Origin of the sequence: Terriglobus sp. (genome assembly GCF_965201105.1) — a bacterium.
Taxonomy (GTDB): Bacteria; Acidobacteriota; Terriglobia; order Terriglobales; family Acidobacteriaceae; genus Terriglobus.
The window spans coordinates 2,196,084-2,213,300 of the sequence record NZ_OZ241741.1; the positions used below are offsets into that span (position 1 = coordinate 2,196,084).

Sequence of the window (17,217 nt, forward strand, 5' to 3'; positions counted from 1 at the left end):
TGGGTTAAAACTCCGCCAGATATTGATGGACGAACTGGATTGCAATAGAACCTTCGCCAACGGCGGAGGCGGCGCGCTTGACCGAGCCGTGCCGCACATCGCCGGCGACAAAAATGCCGGGAACGCTGGTTTCGAGCAGAAAGGGGTCGCGGCCGCCAGGCATCTTGTCGATACCGGCGCGGCGCAGGTCCGGTCCAGCCAGGACAAAACCGCGGTCATCGCGCAGGATTTCCTTCGGCAACCAATCTGTTTTCGGTGCTGCCCCGATGAAGATAAACACAGACGAAGCTTCCCGGGATTCGGTGCCGCCGTTGCTTTTTACCTGGATGCAGCGCAGGTGATCATCGCCGCCGAACTGGGTAATCTCGGTCCGGGTGTCGACCGTGATGTTCGGCGTAGATGCGATCTGGTCGATGAGATACTTCGACATGCTCTTTTCCAGCGAATCCGCACGAACCAGCATGGTGACCCGATCCGCATACTTGCTGAAGTGCATGGCAGCCTGACCTGCCGAGTTCGCGCCACCCACGATGAAGACGCTCTCGTCCCTGCAGGACGCCGCCTCGCTTTGCGCGGCACCGTAGTAGATGCCACGGCCCACCAGGCTATCGGCACCGGGCACGTTCAGCCGGCACCAGGAAACGCCGGTGGCGATCAAAACGACCGAAGCGCTCACCTCACGACCATCGCTCAGCACAACCACACGGTACTGGTCCTCGATGCGAATGCACATCACCCGTTCGGTGACGAACTCTGCACCTAAACGTTGCGCCTGGATGAAGCCACGCTTGGCGAGTTCATCGCCGCTGAGCCCCTGGGGGAAGCCAAGGTAATTTTCGATTCTGGAACTGGAGCCGGCCTGACCGCCCGGCGCCTCCGGCTCAACGATCAGCGTCCGCAGTCCCTCCGACGCGCCGTACACGCCTGCCGCCAATCCGGCCGGGCCGGCACCAACTATCACTACGTCGTAGAAGTCACGTTCCACACGCGTCTTAAGGCCGACCTTGGTCGCCAGATCCTGCTGCGTCGGCTGTACCATCGCCGTTCCGTCGTTGAACACCACCACGGGCAGGCGAGCATCATCGATGCCGCGAGACTGCAGAAGCTCCAGCGCCTCCGGCGTGTTCTGCGGATCAAGCCAACGGTAGCTGACATGGTTGCGCGTGAGAAACTCGCGCACGTTGTGGTCGGCGGCACCCCAGCGCGTGCCCACCACCTGCAGCCCCTCATAGGGCGGCTTGTAGCCCTCATGCCAGCTCGACAAGAGGTCGTCCAGCACCGGATATAGTTTTTCCTCGGGTGGGTCCCAGGGCTTGTTCAGGTAGTAATGAATTTTGGCGGTATTGATGGCGCGGATCGCGGCTTCGGTGTCCGCGTAGGCCGTCAGCAAAACTCGCTTGGCGTCAGGATACAGATCGATGGCTCGGCTCAGAAAATCAACACCGGTCATACCCGGCATGCGCTGATCGCTCAGGAAAAGCGCAACGCTGTCGTTCCGTTCCTTCAGCTGCACACAGGTGTCCAGAGCCGCCTGACCGCTGGCCGCGCGCAGAATGCGGTATCGCTGACCGTAGTTGCGGCGCAGATCCTGCACCACGGCTTCCAAGACGCTGGTGTCGTCGTCGATCGCGAAGAGTATAGGCCGGGCCATAATCTGAGTCTCGCACCAAAGCAGCGGCGCGTGTTGACGCCGTGGTTGCTCACCTTATCGGATGAGAATGCCTAAGCGCAGGATTCACGGCTTTGTCGCGGGTTTAGGATGCTGCTGTGCCGATTCCAGTGCTGCTCGCCGAGACGGATGTACTCTTCTGCGCGGGCGTGGCCCATGCCCTGCAGACGCAACATGAATTTGCGTTCCAGCAACCGCCGCTGCGCGATCAGCACAGCCTGGAGGCAGCCTTGGCAGCGCAACCAAAAAGCATCGCGATGATCTCGGATGCGCTGGTGAGTAGCCTGGCCCAGCTTGCCCATACTGCCGCGGAGCATGGAAATACGATCATCCTGCTGACGGCCCGCCAGCATCCGTTCGAGTTCACGGAGCTTCCCGCAATCCGGGGTACCCTGCCCCGCAACGCGGACGCGCGTCAATTGCTGGCCTGTCTGCAGGCAGCCGCCAGGGGTGAGCGATGGTCTGGCCCGCCTCCCGAAGCAGTTCCCAACACCACCGGTGCGCGCGTGCTGGCACAGCTCTCGCCGCGGCAGGTGAAGGTGATGAGCGGTGTTTCGCGTGGAGCGAAAAACATTGAGATCGCGCGCGAACTAGGTACGAGCGAGCAGGTGATCAAGAACATGCTGGGCGGCATTTACGATCTGGCCGGGGTCAGTGATCGCCTGGAGTTGGCTCTCTTCGTGCTGCACCACCCTGAACTCGCCGAAGCAGCCCGCGTGACCGCGAGCGGCTTCGACGCCGACTCGTAGATTTCAGGCGATGGCGCGCAAGCGACGAGCGCTAAATGCCGTCCGGGTGCCGGAACTCGTCCGTCTCCGGCAGCACGCCCAGCTTCTCCGCAATGGACTTGGCCTGCGTGAACAGCAAAAGGTAATCCGGGCCGCCCGCCTTGGAGTCGGTGCCGCTCAGGTTGAAGCCGCCAAACGGGTGCGCGCCGACCATGGCGCCCGTGCACTTGCGATTCAGGTACAAGTTGCCGACGTGGAACTGTTCGGTCGCGACGTCGAGCCGCTCGCGGTTGTTCGAATAAATTGCGCCAGTCAGGCCATAATCCGAGTTGTTCGCAATCTGTATCGCTTCGGGGAAGGAGTCAGAGCGAATCACCGCCAGCACCGGCCCGAAGATCTCTTCCTGCGCGATGCGGGAGTCGGGCGCCACATCCACAATGACCGTCGGCTGGATGTACCACCCGTTGGTCTCGCTCTGCACCGGCGAGCCTCCCGTCAGCAGACGCCCCTCGCCTTTGCCAACCGAGATGTAGTCGAGCACGCGCTTGTATGAAGTTTCGCTGATGACGGGTCCCATCGCGAAGTTGTCGGCCGGGTCGCCCTGCTTGATCTGCGCAACACGGTCGCTCAGCTTGTCCAGGAATACGTCATAGATATGCCTATCGACGATGGCGCGCGAGCAGGCGGAACACTTCTGGCCGTTGAAGCCGAAGGCCGAGGCCACGACGCCCTCGACCGCGGCGTCGATGTCGCAGTCGTTATCGACGATGATCGCGTCCTTGCCGCCGAGCTCAAGAACGGTACGCTTCAGAAAGCGCTGACCGGGCCGTTGCTTCGCCGCACGCTCGTGCACGTCCAGGCCAACCTTTTTGGAGCCGGTGAAGCTGATGAAGCGCACCTCGGGATGCTCAACCAGCGTGCGGCCGGCGAGTTCCCCAGTTCCCTGCAGCAGGTTGACGACGCCCTCCGGCATGCCCGCTTCCTCCAGCAACATCAGCAGCCGCACCGCGATAGTTGGTGCATCGACACTCGGTTTCATCACGACAGTGTTGCCGGTAACCACCGCGGCCACGGTCATGCCGCACAGGATTGCCAACGGAAAATTCCACGGCGCAATCACGGCACCCACGCCCAACGGAAGGTAACGCAAGCGGTTGCGCTCGCCCGGAAACTGGATCGGCGTCTCTGCACGGTCGAGACGCAGAGCTTCGCGCGCGTAGAACTCCAAGAAGTCTATGCACTCGGCGACGTCCGCGTCCGCCTCGGCATAGTTCTTGCCGACTTCAAACGTGAGCCACGCACAAAACTCCAGCTTGCGTTCGCGCAGCAGTTCTGCCGTGCGCACCAGCAACCCGGCACGCTGCTGCACCGGAACATCCTTCCAGCTTGCGAACGCCGTTGCAGCGGCCCGCACCGCCTGCTCCACGTGCTCGGCCTCCGCCTCCTGGTGCAAGGCGACGAGTTGGGCAGGGCGAGCGGGGTTTACCGATCGAATCTTCCCGGCAGCGTGAACGCGGCGGCCGCCGACGATCATGGGATATTCGTGGCCAAGCTGCGATTCCACAAAGCGGAGAGCCTCCCCCATGCCGCGGGTTACATCCGCCAGCGTGAAATCGAGAAAGGCCTCGTTGTGGAAAGGAGACAGCGACAGCGGGCCGCTGGTCGGATCGATATCGTGCAACGTGGGTATCGTGTTCGTGGCCATGCAGCAAGTTTACCGCCGCAGAACCCCTGCCATCTCAGGAGCCGGGCGCGGGCGAGCCGTTCAGCATCTGGTCGGTCGACTTGCTCATTTTGGCGGTACGCTCCAACTTGTCCCAACTGAACGGCCGGCCATCGATGACGCGTTTTATCGTCTTCAGCAGCACCACTGAGAACACCTGGCGATACGTGAACCGCTGAATCCAGATATGGACCAGCAACCAGCCATCGCCCTTGCTCGCCGGGTGCCGGCGTTCCAGCATAAACGCGAGCGCCGAAGCCGAGAAGTCGATGATCATGAACGCGAGAAAATATGTGAGCAGCTTCAGAAAGCTGGCCGAACTGGCCGCCTCAGGATGAAAGTGCCGGTCGTAAAGCCAGCGGAACAGGCTCGCCACAAACATCAGGTCAATCAACGGTGAGACCAGCGGCAACAATATCTGAAAGATGATGATGTTCGGCAATGCAAACAGGCCCATGGCGCGGCGATTGCGCACGGCGCCCAGGTGCTTGAAGACCGCCTGCATGATGCCGAAGCTCCAGCGGAAGCGCTGCCGCATCAAGCCGTTTGCGTTCACAGGTGCTTCGGTAAAGGCGAGCGCCTGATCCTCATAGATGACCTCATAGCCCTTTTCGAGCAGGATCATCGTCAGGTCGGCGTCCTCGGCAACAGTGTTGGAGTGGTAGCCGCCGGCCTCCTGCACGGGGGCAAAGCGCCACGCACCGATCGCTCCCGGCACTACGACCACAACGCCAAACAGATCGAGCGCACGACGCTCAAAATTTTGGCTGGTGATGTACTCCAGCGCCTGCCAGCGCGTCCACAAGTTCACGCGATTTCCGACCTTTGCATTGCCGGCGACCGCACCGATCTTTGGGTTCGCGAAGTGCGGAACAAGGCGCGCGATCGCATCGTGCGCGATGACCGTATCCGCGTCAATGCCGACGTACAGTTCCTCGTGCACCAACTCACGCAGAGCATAGTTCAGCGCTTCGGCTTTGCCGGCGTTCTCTTTGCGCACAACAACAAGCCGGCCGCTCTCGATATCTGCCGGATATGCCTCACGCGCAACCTCTGCGGTACGGTCCTTGGAGCCGTCGTCGATCACGATAATGCGCAGGTTCTTATACGAAGACATCATGACCGAGCGAACTGTCCGCACGATCACTTTCTCTTCGTTGTACGCGGGAATCAACACCGCGACGTGCGGCTGGTAATCAGGTCCGGCAAAGCTCTTGCGCTTGTGCAACCGGTCGATCAGCGCGAAAAGCCCGATGATGATGAGCCGGGCGCTCATCAAAACGTCACCGACAAAGAAGACCATCACCACGAAATGGTTAAAGGTCGCCAGGCCAAAGAATGCGATCGAGTCTACGGCCGCGAACGCTTTGCGCCGCCAGCCCGTAACGGGCGGCATCACCTGCTCACGCGACTTGCCAACCAGCGCGCTGACCGGAACGAATTCGTAGCCTCGCGCGCGCAGTTCCTGGATGAGCACGGGTAACGCCGCGACGGTTGGCGAGCGATCGCCGCCTCCATCGTGCATCAGGATGATGGATCCACGTACGTCAGACCGCTTCTCGGCGATGCGGATTTGATCAAGCACACCCTGCACTATCTCCTGTGGCGTCTTGCGCGGGTGCTCATCCCAGTCATTGGTATCAATCTTGTTGCCGACAACGGTGTAGCCAAGCTGCTGCACGCGCTCTACTGGCCCGGCCTGATCGTTCGTGTCCGGCTCCTGGTCGATGGAGTACGGCGGCCGGAAATACAACGGTTGCACGCCCAGCTTCGCCGCGAAGAGCCGCTCCGTCAGATTCAGTTGCAGGTCCACCTGCTTCGGCGAGATGCCGCTAATGTCCGGGTGCGTGAAGGTGTGGTTGCCGATCTCGTGACCTTCGCGATATACACGCCGCATTACACCCACATTGTCCTCGGCTTCTTCGCCGATCATGAAGAACGTGGCTTTGACGTTGTACTTTTTCAGAATGTCAAGAATGCGTGGCGTGTATTCAGGATCCGGGCCGTCGTCAAAGGTGATTGCCAGCTTCTTTGGGTGGTAGCCGAAATAGGTGACGGTGTAGGACTGAGGCAGAATCGACATCACCTCGGAGTCGATCTGCTTGGAGTCATCGTCGATCGTAAGCGCGCGATGCCCATTGCGCGGCTGGCCGGAAACACGCATGATGTCCCCGATACCCTCAACATCCAGGTCCCAGCCAGGTGGCACGTCCGCCAGGTCGCGCAATGGTGAGGCACGCATCGGCTGGTCCCAAACGCGCCATACCGACTGGTCTTCTTCGCCCAGCCGCCACAGCGCGAAGGTCTGCAGGCCGAGCTCACGGGCTGCGCGTATTTCGTTGTAAACCGTGACCGCATCCAGAAACCAGACCTGGTGCCGGACCTGGTTGTCCTCATCGTCGTAGGTGAAGTGCGGGTTGCGCGAAACGTCGTCCAGGTCAATCTCAGAGCCGGAGTCGAGCGCCGCCTGCCAAACGGCCTGCGTTGAGAGATTGTCGGACGCAAGAACCTCGGGCGGCGCCGCTGGCTTGGCGACATGCTTTCCCTTCACCGGTGCCACGGCCTGGGGCAGGCGGGTCGTCCAGTCGTAGCCATAGCTGCCCAGTGCGCAGATGATCTTCTGCTTGGGCACCTTGGTCATCACGTTCTTCAGGTTCTGCACGAACCAGTCCTGCGCCGCGACCGGGCCGGGCTGAGACTCCGTCTCGTGCTGGTCATAATCCATCAGCAGCAGACCGTCGGAGTTGGCAGCCATGAAGGCCAGGTCCCAGTCCTCGTCCGCCACCGGCGTGTTCACGTAGAGGCGCAGGCCCTTGGGGTGCATCTGCTTGTATAGATCGGCGATGAGCTGGCGATAACCGGCCTGGGCGGCCGCTGGAACATCTTCAAAGTCGAGCGAAAGCCCGTGGTAGCGCTGACTTGCCGTGAGCAGGCGCATGGACTCCGCAATGAACGTGGCACGCGATTGCGGGTTGTTCAGGAAGTCGCCGACGGCAGGGTCGAACATCTGCTTGCCAAAGCTGTAATTGCTGACCAGCGGGAAGACTTCCGTGTTTGCGCCTGACTGCGCAATCAGGCGCTCGACCTTGTTTTCAACGTCGATGCCGTTGACGTTGCCATGGCCGTCGATCACGTTGTAGGGCCGGTAATCCACCGTATACGCAGTCAGCCTGCCGTCTGGCGTGATAACCCGCAGCCACGTGGGAAAGAGCATGTCGATCTGCTGCACATGCTGCCGCAGCGAGCTGTAGCTGGCGGCGTCTTCGTCCACGTAGTACGCGGCACGCAAGCCTTCGTCGCCGTTCAGCGGCACGTCTGACGGCTTCCGGTCCGTCTTGCGGTGAGCCGAGCGCGACTTCTTCGCCTTGTCCGCCAGGACAGGCGGGGTGTTCAGCGCACGATAGTTGTGCTTTGGCTGTTCCAGCAGAAGTTCCGGCAGCGGTCGAATGCGCAGCACGCCGATTACGAAAATGACAAAGCAGACCAGGCCAAAGGCGGCGGAAATGTCCAGCACGCGGCGCAGACGCTTCCAGCGGCGGCGCTGCTCGTCATAGAAGATGGGTTTGGTGCTGTTCAGCATGCCTCTTGTATCGTAACCGTCCGTACCTGAATGCTTAGACGGTTTCGTTTGGCCTGCCGGTATGATGCAAAGCGATGCGAAAGGTCGAGTGGCACAGAACCGGCTGGACCATCGCTTTGCTGCTAGTGGCAGGATTTCTGCTGCGCTGCTATTTCGTGCGGTATCAGCCGTTCGTTGCGGGCGACTCCGGGCTCTACTTAGACATATCGCAAAGCTGGCTTGATGCCCACACGTACGGCCTCTCGACCGACGCCGCGCCGCGCCCCACGTTAATCCGCCTGCCGGGCTACCCGATCGTCCTTGCCGCGATTCAACTGCTCTTTCCGCGGTCGAGCGTGGCGCCGGATGGCGCCGGCGTGTTTGCCATCGTGATGTGGTTTCAGGTGCTGGCCGACCTGGGCACGTGCCTGCTTGTGTCGCGTCTGGCCTGGCGGAACTTCGGCCGGCGTGCCGGGCTTGCAGCGCTGGCCATGGGCACGCTTTGCCCGTTCGTTGCGAACTACACCGCCGTGCCGCTGACTGAAACGCTGGTGCTGTTTACGATTGCGCTCGCGTATTGGTCCGCAGACGCATGGCGCCGCAAACCGGGCCCATGGCCGCTGGCAATCACCGCTGCTGGCCTGGGTTACAGCATTCTGTTGCGGCCCGATCAGGGTTTGCTGGCTGCCGCGGTGTTGCCACTCTTTTTACGTGGCAGCATGCGCGCGTTCCGAAGCTGGCGGCCCATCATCCTGTGCGCCACGCTAACAGCACTGCCGCTGGTGCCCTGGACAGTGCGCAATGTGCGTACCTTTCACGTCTTTCAACCGCTTTCGCCCAAGTCCGCGACCGACCCCGGTGAGCCGTACGAAAGGGGCTTTCCCCGCTGGTATCGCACCTTTGCTATCGACTTCACCAGCACCGAGGACGCGTACTGGAACTACCCGGAGAGTGCCATCGATCCGAACGATTTGCCGTCACGCGCCTTTGACTCGCCCGCGCAGCGCAGCGCAACCACGCTGCTGCTGCAGGAGGCGGCGACCGCAAAGAAGCTGCGGCCGGACATTGAAGCCGGGTTCGATGCACTGGCGTCCGCGCGCATCCATGCACACCCCGTGCAGTACTACTTGCTTCTGCCGACGGCGCGTCTGGCCAACATGCTGCTGCACCCGCGTATTGAGATGCTGCCCATTGATGAGCGATGGTGGCGCTTCCGGCTCCATCCGGGCCAAACCCTCTTCGCCATTGCCTATGCCCTGCTGAACGCCGCGTACATGCGGTTGGCCCTGCTGGGTTTGCGGCGCGCCCTCCGCTCCGCGGCCCCGTTGAGCTTGAGCATGTGTGCCTTTGTGGTGCTGCGTTGCGGTTTGCTGCTGACCCTGGATAATGCGGAGCAGCGCTACACCATGGAGTTCTTGCCCATTTACTTCTTCTTTGCCGCGGCATGCTTTGCACCGCGGCCAGGCCCCATGAATCTATGACCGACGCTGACCAGATCGCACGGTTCAAGCTGCTGACCGAGCAACTGATTCCGCAGCGCGCAAGAGAGCAGCGATGGCCGTTACGCCTGGATCACTGCTTCAAACGGGTCTGCCTGGACCATGCATTCCACGATGTCTGGTACCGGCACCTGAAGAAGCCGGCAGAGCGGCACATCTGCGGTGAGCCGCTTGCCCGTGCCCTCCAATGTGCGGAAGATCTGCTTGCGGACGACGGAACACTTCTTCAGTTCCGCAACGAGGAAAGCCTTCGCCGGCGCGGCAAGCTGCGTGGGTGAGTGGGCTATAAACCGCGTCGCAGCTTCGATGCCGTCCAGAACTGCTGCAGGATGTAGCTGTCCGTCATGCCAGCGATGTAGTCAGCAATCACGCGTGGCAAACCCTCGGTCCTGCTCTCTTCCACGTAGCTGGGCGGCATGCGTTCGGGCTGACGCAAAAAGAATTGGAAGAGCATCGAAACGACGTTTTCTGCCTTCTCATGCTCTGCTTCAAGCGTCGGGCAGGTGTACAACACATCGTGCAAGTAGCTTTTTTCCTCTAAACGCCTCGCCTCCATCAACGGCGAGAAGATAGCCATGCGTTCCGGGAAGTGGCGCACCTGGTCCAGAGTGGTCAGACCTGCATCCGCAACGCGCTCCCGCATGGTCGCGATCATGTCGGCGGTCAGGGCATCCTGCATCCACTGCAGCGCCTCATGGAACAGGAACTTGCGATCCACATTCGGGTGCAGTCGGCGGACACGTTCATACGCTTGACCCATAATGCCGATGTGGCCGCAGATGTGCTCAATGTCGAGCAGTCCTGATTCCACACCATCGTCCAGGTCTGCCGTCAAGTATGCGATCTCGTCGGCCAGGTCGATCAGTTGCGCCTCCAGCGGCGGCCGCAAACCCAGATAGTAGCTATTCAGTTCCGGGTATTCCGACGGTGCATAATCGCGCGAATGCTTGATGATGCCTTCGCGCACACCAAGCGTCAGGTTCAGGCCCCGGTGCGCGGCGTACCAGTCTTCAAAGTGTTCGACGATGCGCAGCGCATGCAAATTGTGATCGAATCGCTGCCCATGCTCGCGCAGGCAGCGGTCCAGAGCTCGCTCTCCGGCGTGGCCGAAAGGCGGGTGGCCGATGTCGTGCACCAGCGCAAGGGCTTCCACCAGCTCTTCGTTCAGCCCCAGGGCACGCGCCACCTCGCGTGCAATCTGCACTACTTCGATTGTGTGGGTCAGCCGCGAACGAAAGTGGTCGCTCTCGCGGCTGGTGAAGACCTGTGTTTTGCCGGCCAGCCGCCGAAAAGCCCGAGCCTGCACGATGCGCTGCCGGTCCTGCTCGAACGGCGACAGCTTGCCCGCGTTCGGCTCGTCCCAGACACGTGGCGAGAGGGCCCGTTCCGCGTCGTCAAAGACGCCGGCAGAACGAAGAATCCGCTCCCTCTCCGCAATGGCGCCGTGCTGCAATGGTTCAAACACCTGCTGCAAGCTTACGGCGTTGGCCGCGTCTCCCGCGAGTTCTTCGCCAGCTTGACGCGTGCGCTGTCCAGCCGCTTGTGCAGCTTGGCCACGTCATCCTGCTCGATGTCTGCCGGCAGTGAGCGCGCGTATTCCGTTGCCGCGCGTTCCCATTGCGCCACGGCCAGCCTCAGCTTGCCATTGTGTTCCATGGCCTGGCCAAGGTGGTCGTGCAGCGTGGGATCATTCGGGTTGCGGTCGACCGCCTGCTGCATCTCCGTCTCTGCAAGCCCATACTGACCCGATTTGAAGTAGGCCCAACCCAGCGAATCCAGGTACGCGTAATTCTGTGGGTCGAGCTCCACCGCTTTTTTCAGCATGGACGTGGCCTCAGGCAGCTTGATACCGCGGTCGGCGTACATGTATCCCAGACTGTTGAGCGCAGCGGCATTGTTCGGATCGATCGCGAGCAGCGTCTTCAGATCCTTTTCAGCCTGCTCCATGTTGTTCTGCTTGTCCGCAATGCTGGCGCGCAGGAAAAGCGGGTAGATTTTGTCATCCGGCTTTACCGAGAACACCTCGGCCTTTTCGATTGCCGCGATTGCCTGAGGGTATTTCTTTATCCGGAAATACATCTGCGCAATGGTCAAGTAAACGCCGCGGTCTTCCTTTTTGCCGGTCAGTTGCTTATTGGAGATGGCAAACGCCTCATCGACCTTGCCGGTGTCCAGCAACTGGCCCGCGTACAGCGTCTGAATGTCGCTGTCTTTCGGAAGCGCCGTGGAAGCCGCCTGCGCCACCTGCAGCGCCTTGGCGTAGTCGTGCACATCGCGATAGCTGTCCACCTCATCGCTGTAGCCGCGCTCGCGCATATCGCCGCCCAGCTGCACCATCTGCTCATAGGTGGCAGCGGCATCCGCGGTTCGGCCTTGTTCGCGGTACAAGTTGCCCAGCCTTTCCAGAAACAGGCCGCGGTTGTTCCTGTCGCCGTCAGCGGCGTTCGGGTCGTACTTCGCCGGTCCGGCAAGCGCCGCCTTCAGCACGCGCTCGGCATCGCTGTAACGGCCCAGCGAGTCATAAATGAGCGCCTCGTTGTAATTCAGTTCCAGCGAATCGGGCACCAGAGCTTCCGCCTTTTTGATAGTGGTCAGCGCCTGGTCATAATTGCCCTTGCGGCGCTGCACCTCCGACAGGCGGATGTAGCTCTGCGCGTCCTGTGGCTCGGCCGCGGTGATCTGCTGCAGCTGCGCCTGCGCGGCGTCCAACTGGCCGTCGGTCAACAGGGCGTTCGCCAGGCCGCGACGAGCATCCAGATTGTCGGCATCATCGTCCAGGGCACGCTGATAGGCGGCGGCGGCCTCTTTCGGCTTGTGTAACTGGTCAAACGTGCCGCCCAGCGCCAGTTCCATGCGCGAGGTCCGGTCCTCCGGCGGAACCGCGGAAAGCGTCGTGACCACGCGTTGCAGGTCGCCCTGCTCGCTGTACAGCCGCGCCAGGTTCAGCAGTGAATCTTCTGACCCGGCATCGAGCGCCTGTGCCGCCTTGAACTGCTCCTCAGCCTTAGTCGAGGCGTGCGCTAGTTCATAAAGCTGCCCCAGCAAGAGGTGGTTCTCGACGGAATCTGGCTCCAGCTTTACTAGCGTTTCGTACTCGCCGGTCGCGAGTGTCATCATCTGCGACTGTTGCCCGTTCTGCACGTCGCCCAGCGAGCGGAAATAGATCCGCCCCAGCAAGCGATGCGCCTCGATGTCACTGGGGCTTTGCTTTACCTGGTCCTGGGCCACCTGCACAGCCTCACGGATGCGGCCGACCTTAAAGTAAAGCTCGGCCAGGCCGTCCTGCAGCATGGGTGAGGTGGGGTCAGCCGAAAGCGCCAGCTTGTATTGTTCGATCGCCTGGGTGGCGTAGTCGGACCGGCCCTGCGTGGTGGCCATGTCCTCGTAAATCTGCGCCAGACCGTAATGGTAGTAAGCCGCGGACCGGCCATTGTTGGCTGGAACCGGCGTTGTTGCCTGCGGGCCAGGGGCCGGTGCGGCATCCTTTTTCTGCGCGATCATCGGCAAGGCGCTGATCGCAGCCAAAGCAAGTGCGGCAAATCGAAAAGGGGTGTTGCGGTGCGGACTCATACGATGAGGCTCACTTTCGCCCGGTGTCCGCTCGGTTCTGGCCGTTCCGGGACTTTGCGCTATGTCAATGATTAGACGATAGACGCCGCCCGGAGTTGCTGAGTTCCCTGCGGCGCTCAAACTGGCGCAAAATCAAGCGCGGCAACGCCCACTCACCTAGCCGTGCCGGAAGTGGCGCATTCCGGTGCAGACCATGGCGATGCCCAGGCGGTTGGCCGCCGCGATTACGTACGGGTCGCGCACGCTGCCGCCGGGCTGAATCACGGCGGTCGCGCCGGCCTGGGCAACGACCTCCAGCCCGTCCGCGAACGGGAAAAACGCGTCCGAGGCGGCGACCGTACCGTTCATCGGCAGCACCGCTTTTTGCGCGCCGAAACGAGCGGCATCCACACGGCTCATCTGCCCGGCACCGATGCCGACGGTCTGCCCGAAGCCGTCGTTGGATCGCGCATAAACGATGGCGTTGGATTTCACGTGCTTGCACACGGTCCATGCAAACCGCATCGCTTCCATCTCGTCGCTGGAGGGGGCGCGTTCGGTGACGACCCGCAGATCCGTATCCGCAAGCTTGCCGCGATCCGCGGTCTGCAGCAACGCTCCACCCGACACCTGCTTCAGCGCCAACCGTGTATCGGCAGGAACAATCTGCAGCAGCCGTAGATTTTTTTTAGCCGCAAATCGCTCCAGCGCCTCCGGCGTGAACGAAGGCGCCACGATCGCTTCGACGAACAGCTTCGCGATCTCTTCCGCAGCCCGCGCGTCGACCTCGCGATTGATGCCAATCACGCCGCCAAACGCGGAAACAGGATCGGCCGCGAGCGCGCGCAGGTACGCGTCCAGCACGCTTGTACCCTGTGCCGCTCCGCACGGGTTTGTGTGCTTGATGATCGTCACGGCGGGCCTGTCGAACTCGCTCACCAGCTCCCAGCAGGCGTCCAGGTCGACCAGGTTATTGAACGATAGCTCCTTGCCCTGCAGCTGCTTGGCGTTCGCAATACCTGTGCTCGAGCCGTCGGTGTAAAGCGCCGCAGCCTGATGCGGGTTCTCGCCATACCGCAACGATTGCAATCGCGGCAGGTTCAGCCGAATGGCCGCCGGCAGTTCGGCCTCCGTACGCGGCGTGACAGCCTGCCATGCATCACCGGCCGGCGGCTCCATTCTTTCCAATGCATTGGCAATCGCTGTGTCATACGCTGCCGTGGTCGCGAACGCCGCCTGCGCAAGCCGCCAACGGGTCGCCAGGCCAAGCGCCCCCGCATTCGCCTCCATCTCCGACGCAACCGCGTCATAGTCGGCGGGACTCGTCACCACTGCCACGTCCTTGAAATTTTTCGCTGCCGAGCGCACCATGCTGGGTCCGCCGATGTCGATATTTTCGATCACCTCATCAAGCAACACACCCGGCTTCGCAGCGGTCTTCTCAAAGGCGTACAGGTTCACCACGACCATGTCGATCGGCTTAATGCCATGTTGCTCGACCGCACGCACATGCTCGATCTTGCCGCGAATGTGCAGGATGCCGCCGTGGACCTTGGGGTGCAATGTCTTCACCCGGCCGTCCAGCATCTCCGGAAAGCCCGTCAGATCGCTGATGTCACGCACCACCAGCCCTGTGTCACGCAGAACGGCGGCCGTGCCGCCGGTCGAAACCAACTCCACACCCAATGCATGCAGGCGCTGCGCGAATTCGACCACGCCGGTTTTATCGGTCACACTCAATAAAGCACGGCAAATCGGTTTAGGGCTACTCATCACTGCTGATTGTACGAGCGCCTCACATGAAGTTTGCAGTCACCGGACGCTCAGGGCTGTAGCCGAAGCCCACCCGTAAGCTCGGCAACGCGCGCCACACCGTTCCCCTCGCACCACTTGGTCAGGCCCTTGGCGATCTTTTCCACCGCGCGCGGGTCCGCGTAGCTGGCCGTTCCCACCTGCACCGCCGTGGCCCCGGCAAGCAGAAACTCAACCGCGTCCTCAGGCTTGGCAATCCCGCCCAGCCCGATCACCGGAATCTGCAATGCTTTCGCCGCCTCCCACACCATGCGGACGGCAATCGGCTTGATCGCCGGTCCGCTCAGCCCGCCGGTCACGTTGGCGATTCGCGGCCGGCGTGTCTTCACATCGATCGCAAGCGACACGAACGTGTTCACCAGCGATACCGCGTCCGCGCCCGCCTCCTGCGCCACGCGCGCCATTAGCGCAATGTCGGTTACATTCGGCGACAGCTTTACCATCAGCGGACGCCGCGCTATCACCTTCGTTCGTGCAACCAGTTCCGCCAGCGCCTCAGGGTCCGTGCCGAAGACCATGCCACCATGCTTTGTGTTCGGACAGCTCGCATTCAGTTCATACATCGCGACGCCGTCCGCATCGTTCAACGCCTCAATCACCGCCACACAATCGTCGATCGTGAAACCGAACACGTTCGCGATACACACCGTGTTCTCCATCGCGCGAACAGCCGGCAGCTTGTCGCGCACAAACGCCTCCACGCCGACGTTTTGCAGGCCGATCGCGTTGATCATGCCTCCGGCGGTCTCAATGATGCGTGGCGCCGCATTACCCTGCATCGGCTCGCGCGATAGCCCCTTGGTCACAAAAGCGCCGATGCGGTCGAGCGAGAGAATGTCCGCAAACTCCACGCCATAGCCGAAGGTTCCGCTGGCGGCAATCACGGGATTGCGCAGCCGGACGCCCGCGACCGTCACCGCCATCTGCGGCGTAACACTCACCGGCCCGCTCCAGCTTCGGTCGTGGGACCGGATGCGCCAGATGGCCCCGTCGATCCTGCTGCCTCGGGCCGCATCACCTGCGTCAGCACGTGCCCGACGGACGCGGAGGGCTGGTTCAAACGCAGTAAGGAAGCAAACGTCGCCGCAATGTCCACCGGCGCCACCAGGTCGTGGTACGTACCGGGCACAAATGCGGCACCGAACAGGTCCAGCGGCACGTGCCGGTCATACGCGTTTTGAGAGTAATGACCCGCGCCTGCGACAGCGCCGGGATACTGAAACAGGCCAAGATTCATGTGAACCGCCCAACGCACATAGGGAGAGTAGCTGCGCTGCACGCGGCGGCCATACTCATCGTTCGGCAGCCGGCCCTGGCGCATCTGCGACGCCGTGTACACGTCGCGAACCCGTTGCGGCTCGGGCACACGTTGCGTCAAACCGGTTTGCAGCATCGCGGTTCGCTGCTGGCCGGCGAAGAAGTCGCGCACCGCCTCGGCAGTCGCCTCCTCCGCGTCGCTTTCGCTGACGCCGGCGGCCTGGAACGGCTCTGGCTGGATCTGCAACCACGGCAGTTCCGGAGTCAACACCAGGGCGCGGCCATGGCGATCCACGTTGGGAAAACGCTTCTCCAGCGCAGCCTCAACCTGCGCAACCATCGCTCGCGACGGGAAAGCCGCACCCGGCATGCCCACGCGCGCCGACTCCTGCTCCGTCGGCGCCACACCATGATCGCCACTCAGCGCAACGATCACGTTCTGCAGCCCCACGTAGCTGTCCAGCCACGTAAAGAACGCGTCCAGCTGCCCGTCCGCGGCATCGATCATGGCGCGCTGCTCCGGTGAGTCCGGCCCCACGCGATGGCCCAGGATGTCCGTCGACGAGATCGACACTGTCAGCATGTCCGTTACGCCAGCCGGGTTCCTGCCAAGCTGCTCACCCTGAATCAGCGCCTTTGCAAAGTCCAGTTGGTAGCTCACCGACGCCGGCGTGCTGCCCACCTGTTCGTAAAATTCGCCCCGCTCTGCGTGCGCGTCGCGCCGCGCCTCCGCCGCTCGCTTTGACGTGTTGAACGCCACGGCCCACGGCGGCAGCTGCTTCATCCAGTACGTCGAGGTAATCCACGCTCCCGTCGTATGCTCCGTCCAGAAGGCGCCCTTGCTTGCGTGGCCGCTGGTCAGGATCGACGCCCGGTCTTTGAAGGAAACACCAAACACCTTAGCCCTGCCGCCCGTCGCCAGCTCCAGTTCATCGCCCACGGTGGACGCGAGCTCATTGTGGGGCGATGCGCCCGGCGCTACCGGCTGCCCAGCCGGCACGCCGACCAAGGTGTAGCGGCTGTCCTCCACGCTGGTAATCTCATGCGGCACGCCATCCACGCCGGTCACCCACCACTGGTTCAGCGGAATGCCATGCCCGTCGGTGTAGCTGGCCGTGCCGATGGTGGAGTGACCCGCCGCAGTGACCAGGTTTGCGTAGTCGTAGTAGCACTCTGTGAAGTGCGCGCCCTGCTTCAGAAAGAGATTCCAGCCGTTCTTTGCATGAAAATCCGCACGGTAGCGGTCCAGGTAATCGCCGCGAAACTGGTCAAAGACCAGGATGATCGCCAGTTTTGGCGAGCCGTTGTACGCATCGGCGTGAACGGCATGCGGCGCCAGCAGCAGCGCGGCGGCGGCGGCAATCCGGGAAAAGAGGCGCATACCGCCAGCATACCGTTCCCGCCTGTGCGCCCGATGAAAG

The 17,217-nt window shown here is 62.0% G+C and carries 11 protein-coding genes; 3 read left to right on the plus strand and 8 right to left on the minus strand.

Features of this window, described 5'->3' with window-relative positions; genetic code table 11:
- Positions 1-4: 4 nt before the first annotated feature.
- Positions 5-1,651 carry an FAD-dependent oxidoreductase gene (locus ACOFKT_RS09555; protein ID WP_419803762.1) on the minus strand — a complete coding sequence of 549 codons (1,647 nt, stop codon included), beginning with the start codon at positions 1,649-1,651 and terminating at the stop codon, positions 5-7.
- Between the two features lie 116 nt (positions 1,652-1,767).
- Between ACOFKT_RS09555 and ACOFKT_RS09560 the strand changes: the two genes are divergently transcribed.
- A complete protein-coding gene (locus ACOFKT_RS09560; protein WP_419803763.1) occupies positions 1,768-2,418 on the plus strand; it encodes a response regulator transcription factor in 651 nt (216 codons plus the stop codon).
- A 31-nt stretch (positions 2,419-2,449) separates the two neighbouring features.
- Here ACOFKT_RS09560 and pruA read toward each other — a convergent pair whose 3' ends face one another.
- Together pruA and ACOFKT_RS09570 are read right to left on the minus strand one after the other, a co-directional pair.
- Positions 2,450-4,102: an L-glutamate gamma-semialdehyde dehydrogenase gene (gene pruA / locus ACOFKT_RS09565; protein ID WP_419803764.1), complete on the minus strand. Its 1,653-nt coding sequence runs from the start codon at positions 4,100-4,102 to the stop codon at positions 2,450-2,452.
- A gap of 34 nt (positions 4,103-4,136) precedes the next feature.
- Positions 4,137-7,700, minus strand: a complete 3,564-nt coding sequence (locus ACOFKT_RS09570) for a polysaccharide deacetylase family protein (protein ID WP_419803765.1) — start codon at positions 7,698-7,700, stop codon at positions 4,137-4,139.
- Positions 7,701-7,825: 125 nt separating this feature from the next.
- On the opposite strand from ACOFKT_RS09570, the gene ACOFKT_RS09575 reads away from it, so the two are divergent.
- The gene (locus ACOFKT_RS09575) at positions 7,826-9,160 is read left to right on the plus strand and encodes an ArnT family glycosyltransferase (RefSeq protein WP_419807144.1); all 1,335 of its coding nucleotides are present in this window, start codon (positions 7,826-7,828) and stop codon (positions 9,158-9,160) included.
- Positions 9,157-9,456: a hypothetical protein gene (locus tag ACOFKT_RS09580; RefSeq protein WP_419803766.1), complete on the plus strand. Its 300-nt coding sequence runs from the start codon at positions 9,157-9,159 to the stop codon at positions 9,454-9,456. Before ACOFKT_RS09575 ends, ACOFKT_RS09580 begins: the two co-directional genes overlap by 4 nt.
- A 5-nt stretch (positions 9,457-9,461) precedes the next feature.
- On the opposite strand, the gene ACOFKT_RS09585 is transcribed toward ACOFKT_RS09580, so the two are convergent.
- The 5 genes from ACOFKT_RS09585 to ACOFKT_RS09605 all read right to left on the minus strand — a co-directional run bounded on the left by ACOFKT_RS09585 (position 9,462) and on the right by ACOFKT_RS09605 (position 17,177).
- Entirely contained in the window at positions 9,462-10,643 is a 1,182-nt protein-coding gene (locus tag ACOFKT_RS09585; RefSeq protein ID WP_419803767.1) for a deoxyguanosinetriphosphate triphosphohydrolase family protein, read from the minus strand.
- A gap of 11 nt (positions 10,644-10,654) precedes the next feature.
- Positions 10,655-12,748 (minus strand): tetratricopeptide repeat protein, encoded by a 2,094-nt coding sequence (locus ACOFKT_RS09590; RefSeq protein ID WP_419803768.1) that lies wholly within the window; start codon positions 12,746-12,748, stop codon positions 10,655-10,657.
- Between the two features lie 156 nt (positions 12,749-12,904).
- Positions 12,905-14,500: a bifunctional phosphoribosylaminoimidazolecarboxamide formyltransferase/IMP cyclohydrolase gene (purH, locus tag ACOFKT_RS09595; protein WP_419803769.1), complete on the minus strand. Its 1,596-nt coding sequence runs from the start codon at positions 14,498-14,500 to the stop codon at positions 12,905-12,907.
- A 50-nt stretch (positions 14,501-14,550) separates the two neighbouring features.
- Complete coding sequence (locus tag ACOFKT_RS09600) at positions 14,551-15,462, minus strand: dihydroorotate dehydrogenase (protein WP_419807145.1); 912 nt, start codon at positions 15,460-15,462, stop codon at positions 14,551-14,553.
- Between the two features lie 14 nt (positions 15,463-15,476).
- Positions 15,477-17,177, minus strand: a complete 1,701-nt coding sequence (locus ACOFKT_RS09605; RefSeq protein WP_419803770.1) for an alkaline phosphatase family protein — start codon at positions 17,175-17,177, stop codon at positions 15,477-15,479.
- Positions 17,178-17,217 lie beyond the last annotated feature (40 nt).

What these genes read in the sequence shown, in the direction of transcription:
- ACOFKT_RS09570 (WP_419803765.1), bottom strand. Translation starts at nt 7,700, where the DNA reads ATGCTGAACAGCACCAAACCCATCTTCTATGACGAGCAGCGCCGCCGC.
- ACOFKT_RS09580 (WP_419803766.1), top strand. Translation starts at nt 9,157, where the DNA reads ATGACCGACGCTGACCAGATCGCACGGTTCAAGCTGCTGACCGAGCAA.
- ACOFKT_RS09590 (WP_419803768.1), bottom strand. Translation starts at nt 12,748, where the DNA reads ATGAGTCCGCACCGCAACACCCCTTTTCGATTTGCCGCACTTGCTTTG.
- ACOFKT_RS09605 (WP_419803770.1), bottom strand. Translation starts at nt 17,177, where the DNA reads ATGCGCCTCTTTTCCCGGATTGCCGCCGCCGCCGCGCTGCTGCTGGCG.
- pruA (WP_419803764.1), bottom strand. Translation starts at nt 4,102, where the DNA reads ATGGCCACGAACACGATACCCACGTTGCACGATATCGATCCGACCAGC.
- ACOFKT_RS09600 (WP_419807145.1), bottom strand. Translation starts at nt 15,462, where the DNA reads ATGGCGGTGACGGTCGCGGGCGTCCGGCTGCGCAATCCCGTGATTGCC.
- ACOFKT_RS09555 (WP_419803762.1), bottom strand. Translation starts at nt 1,651, where the DNA reads ATGGCCCGGCCTATACTCTTCGCGATCGACGACGACACCAGCGTCTTG.
- purH (WP_419803769.1), bottom strand. Translation starts at nt 14,500, where the DNA reads ATGAGTAGCCCTAAACCGATTTGCCGTGCTTTATTGAGTGTGACCGAT.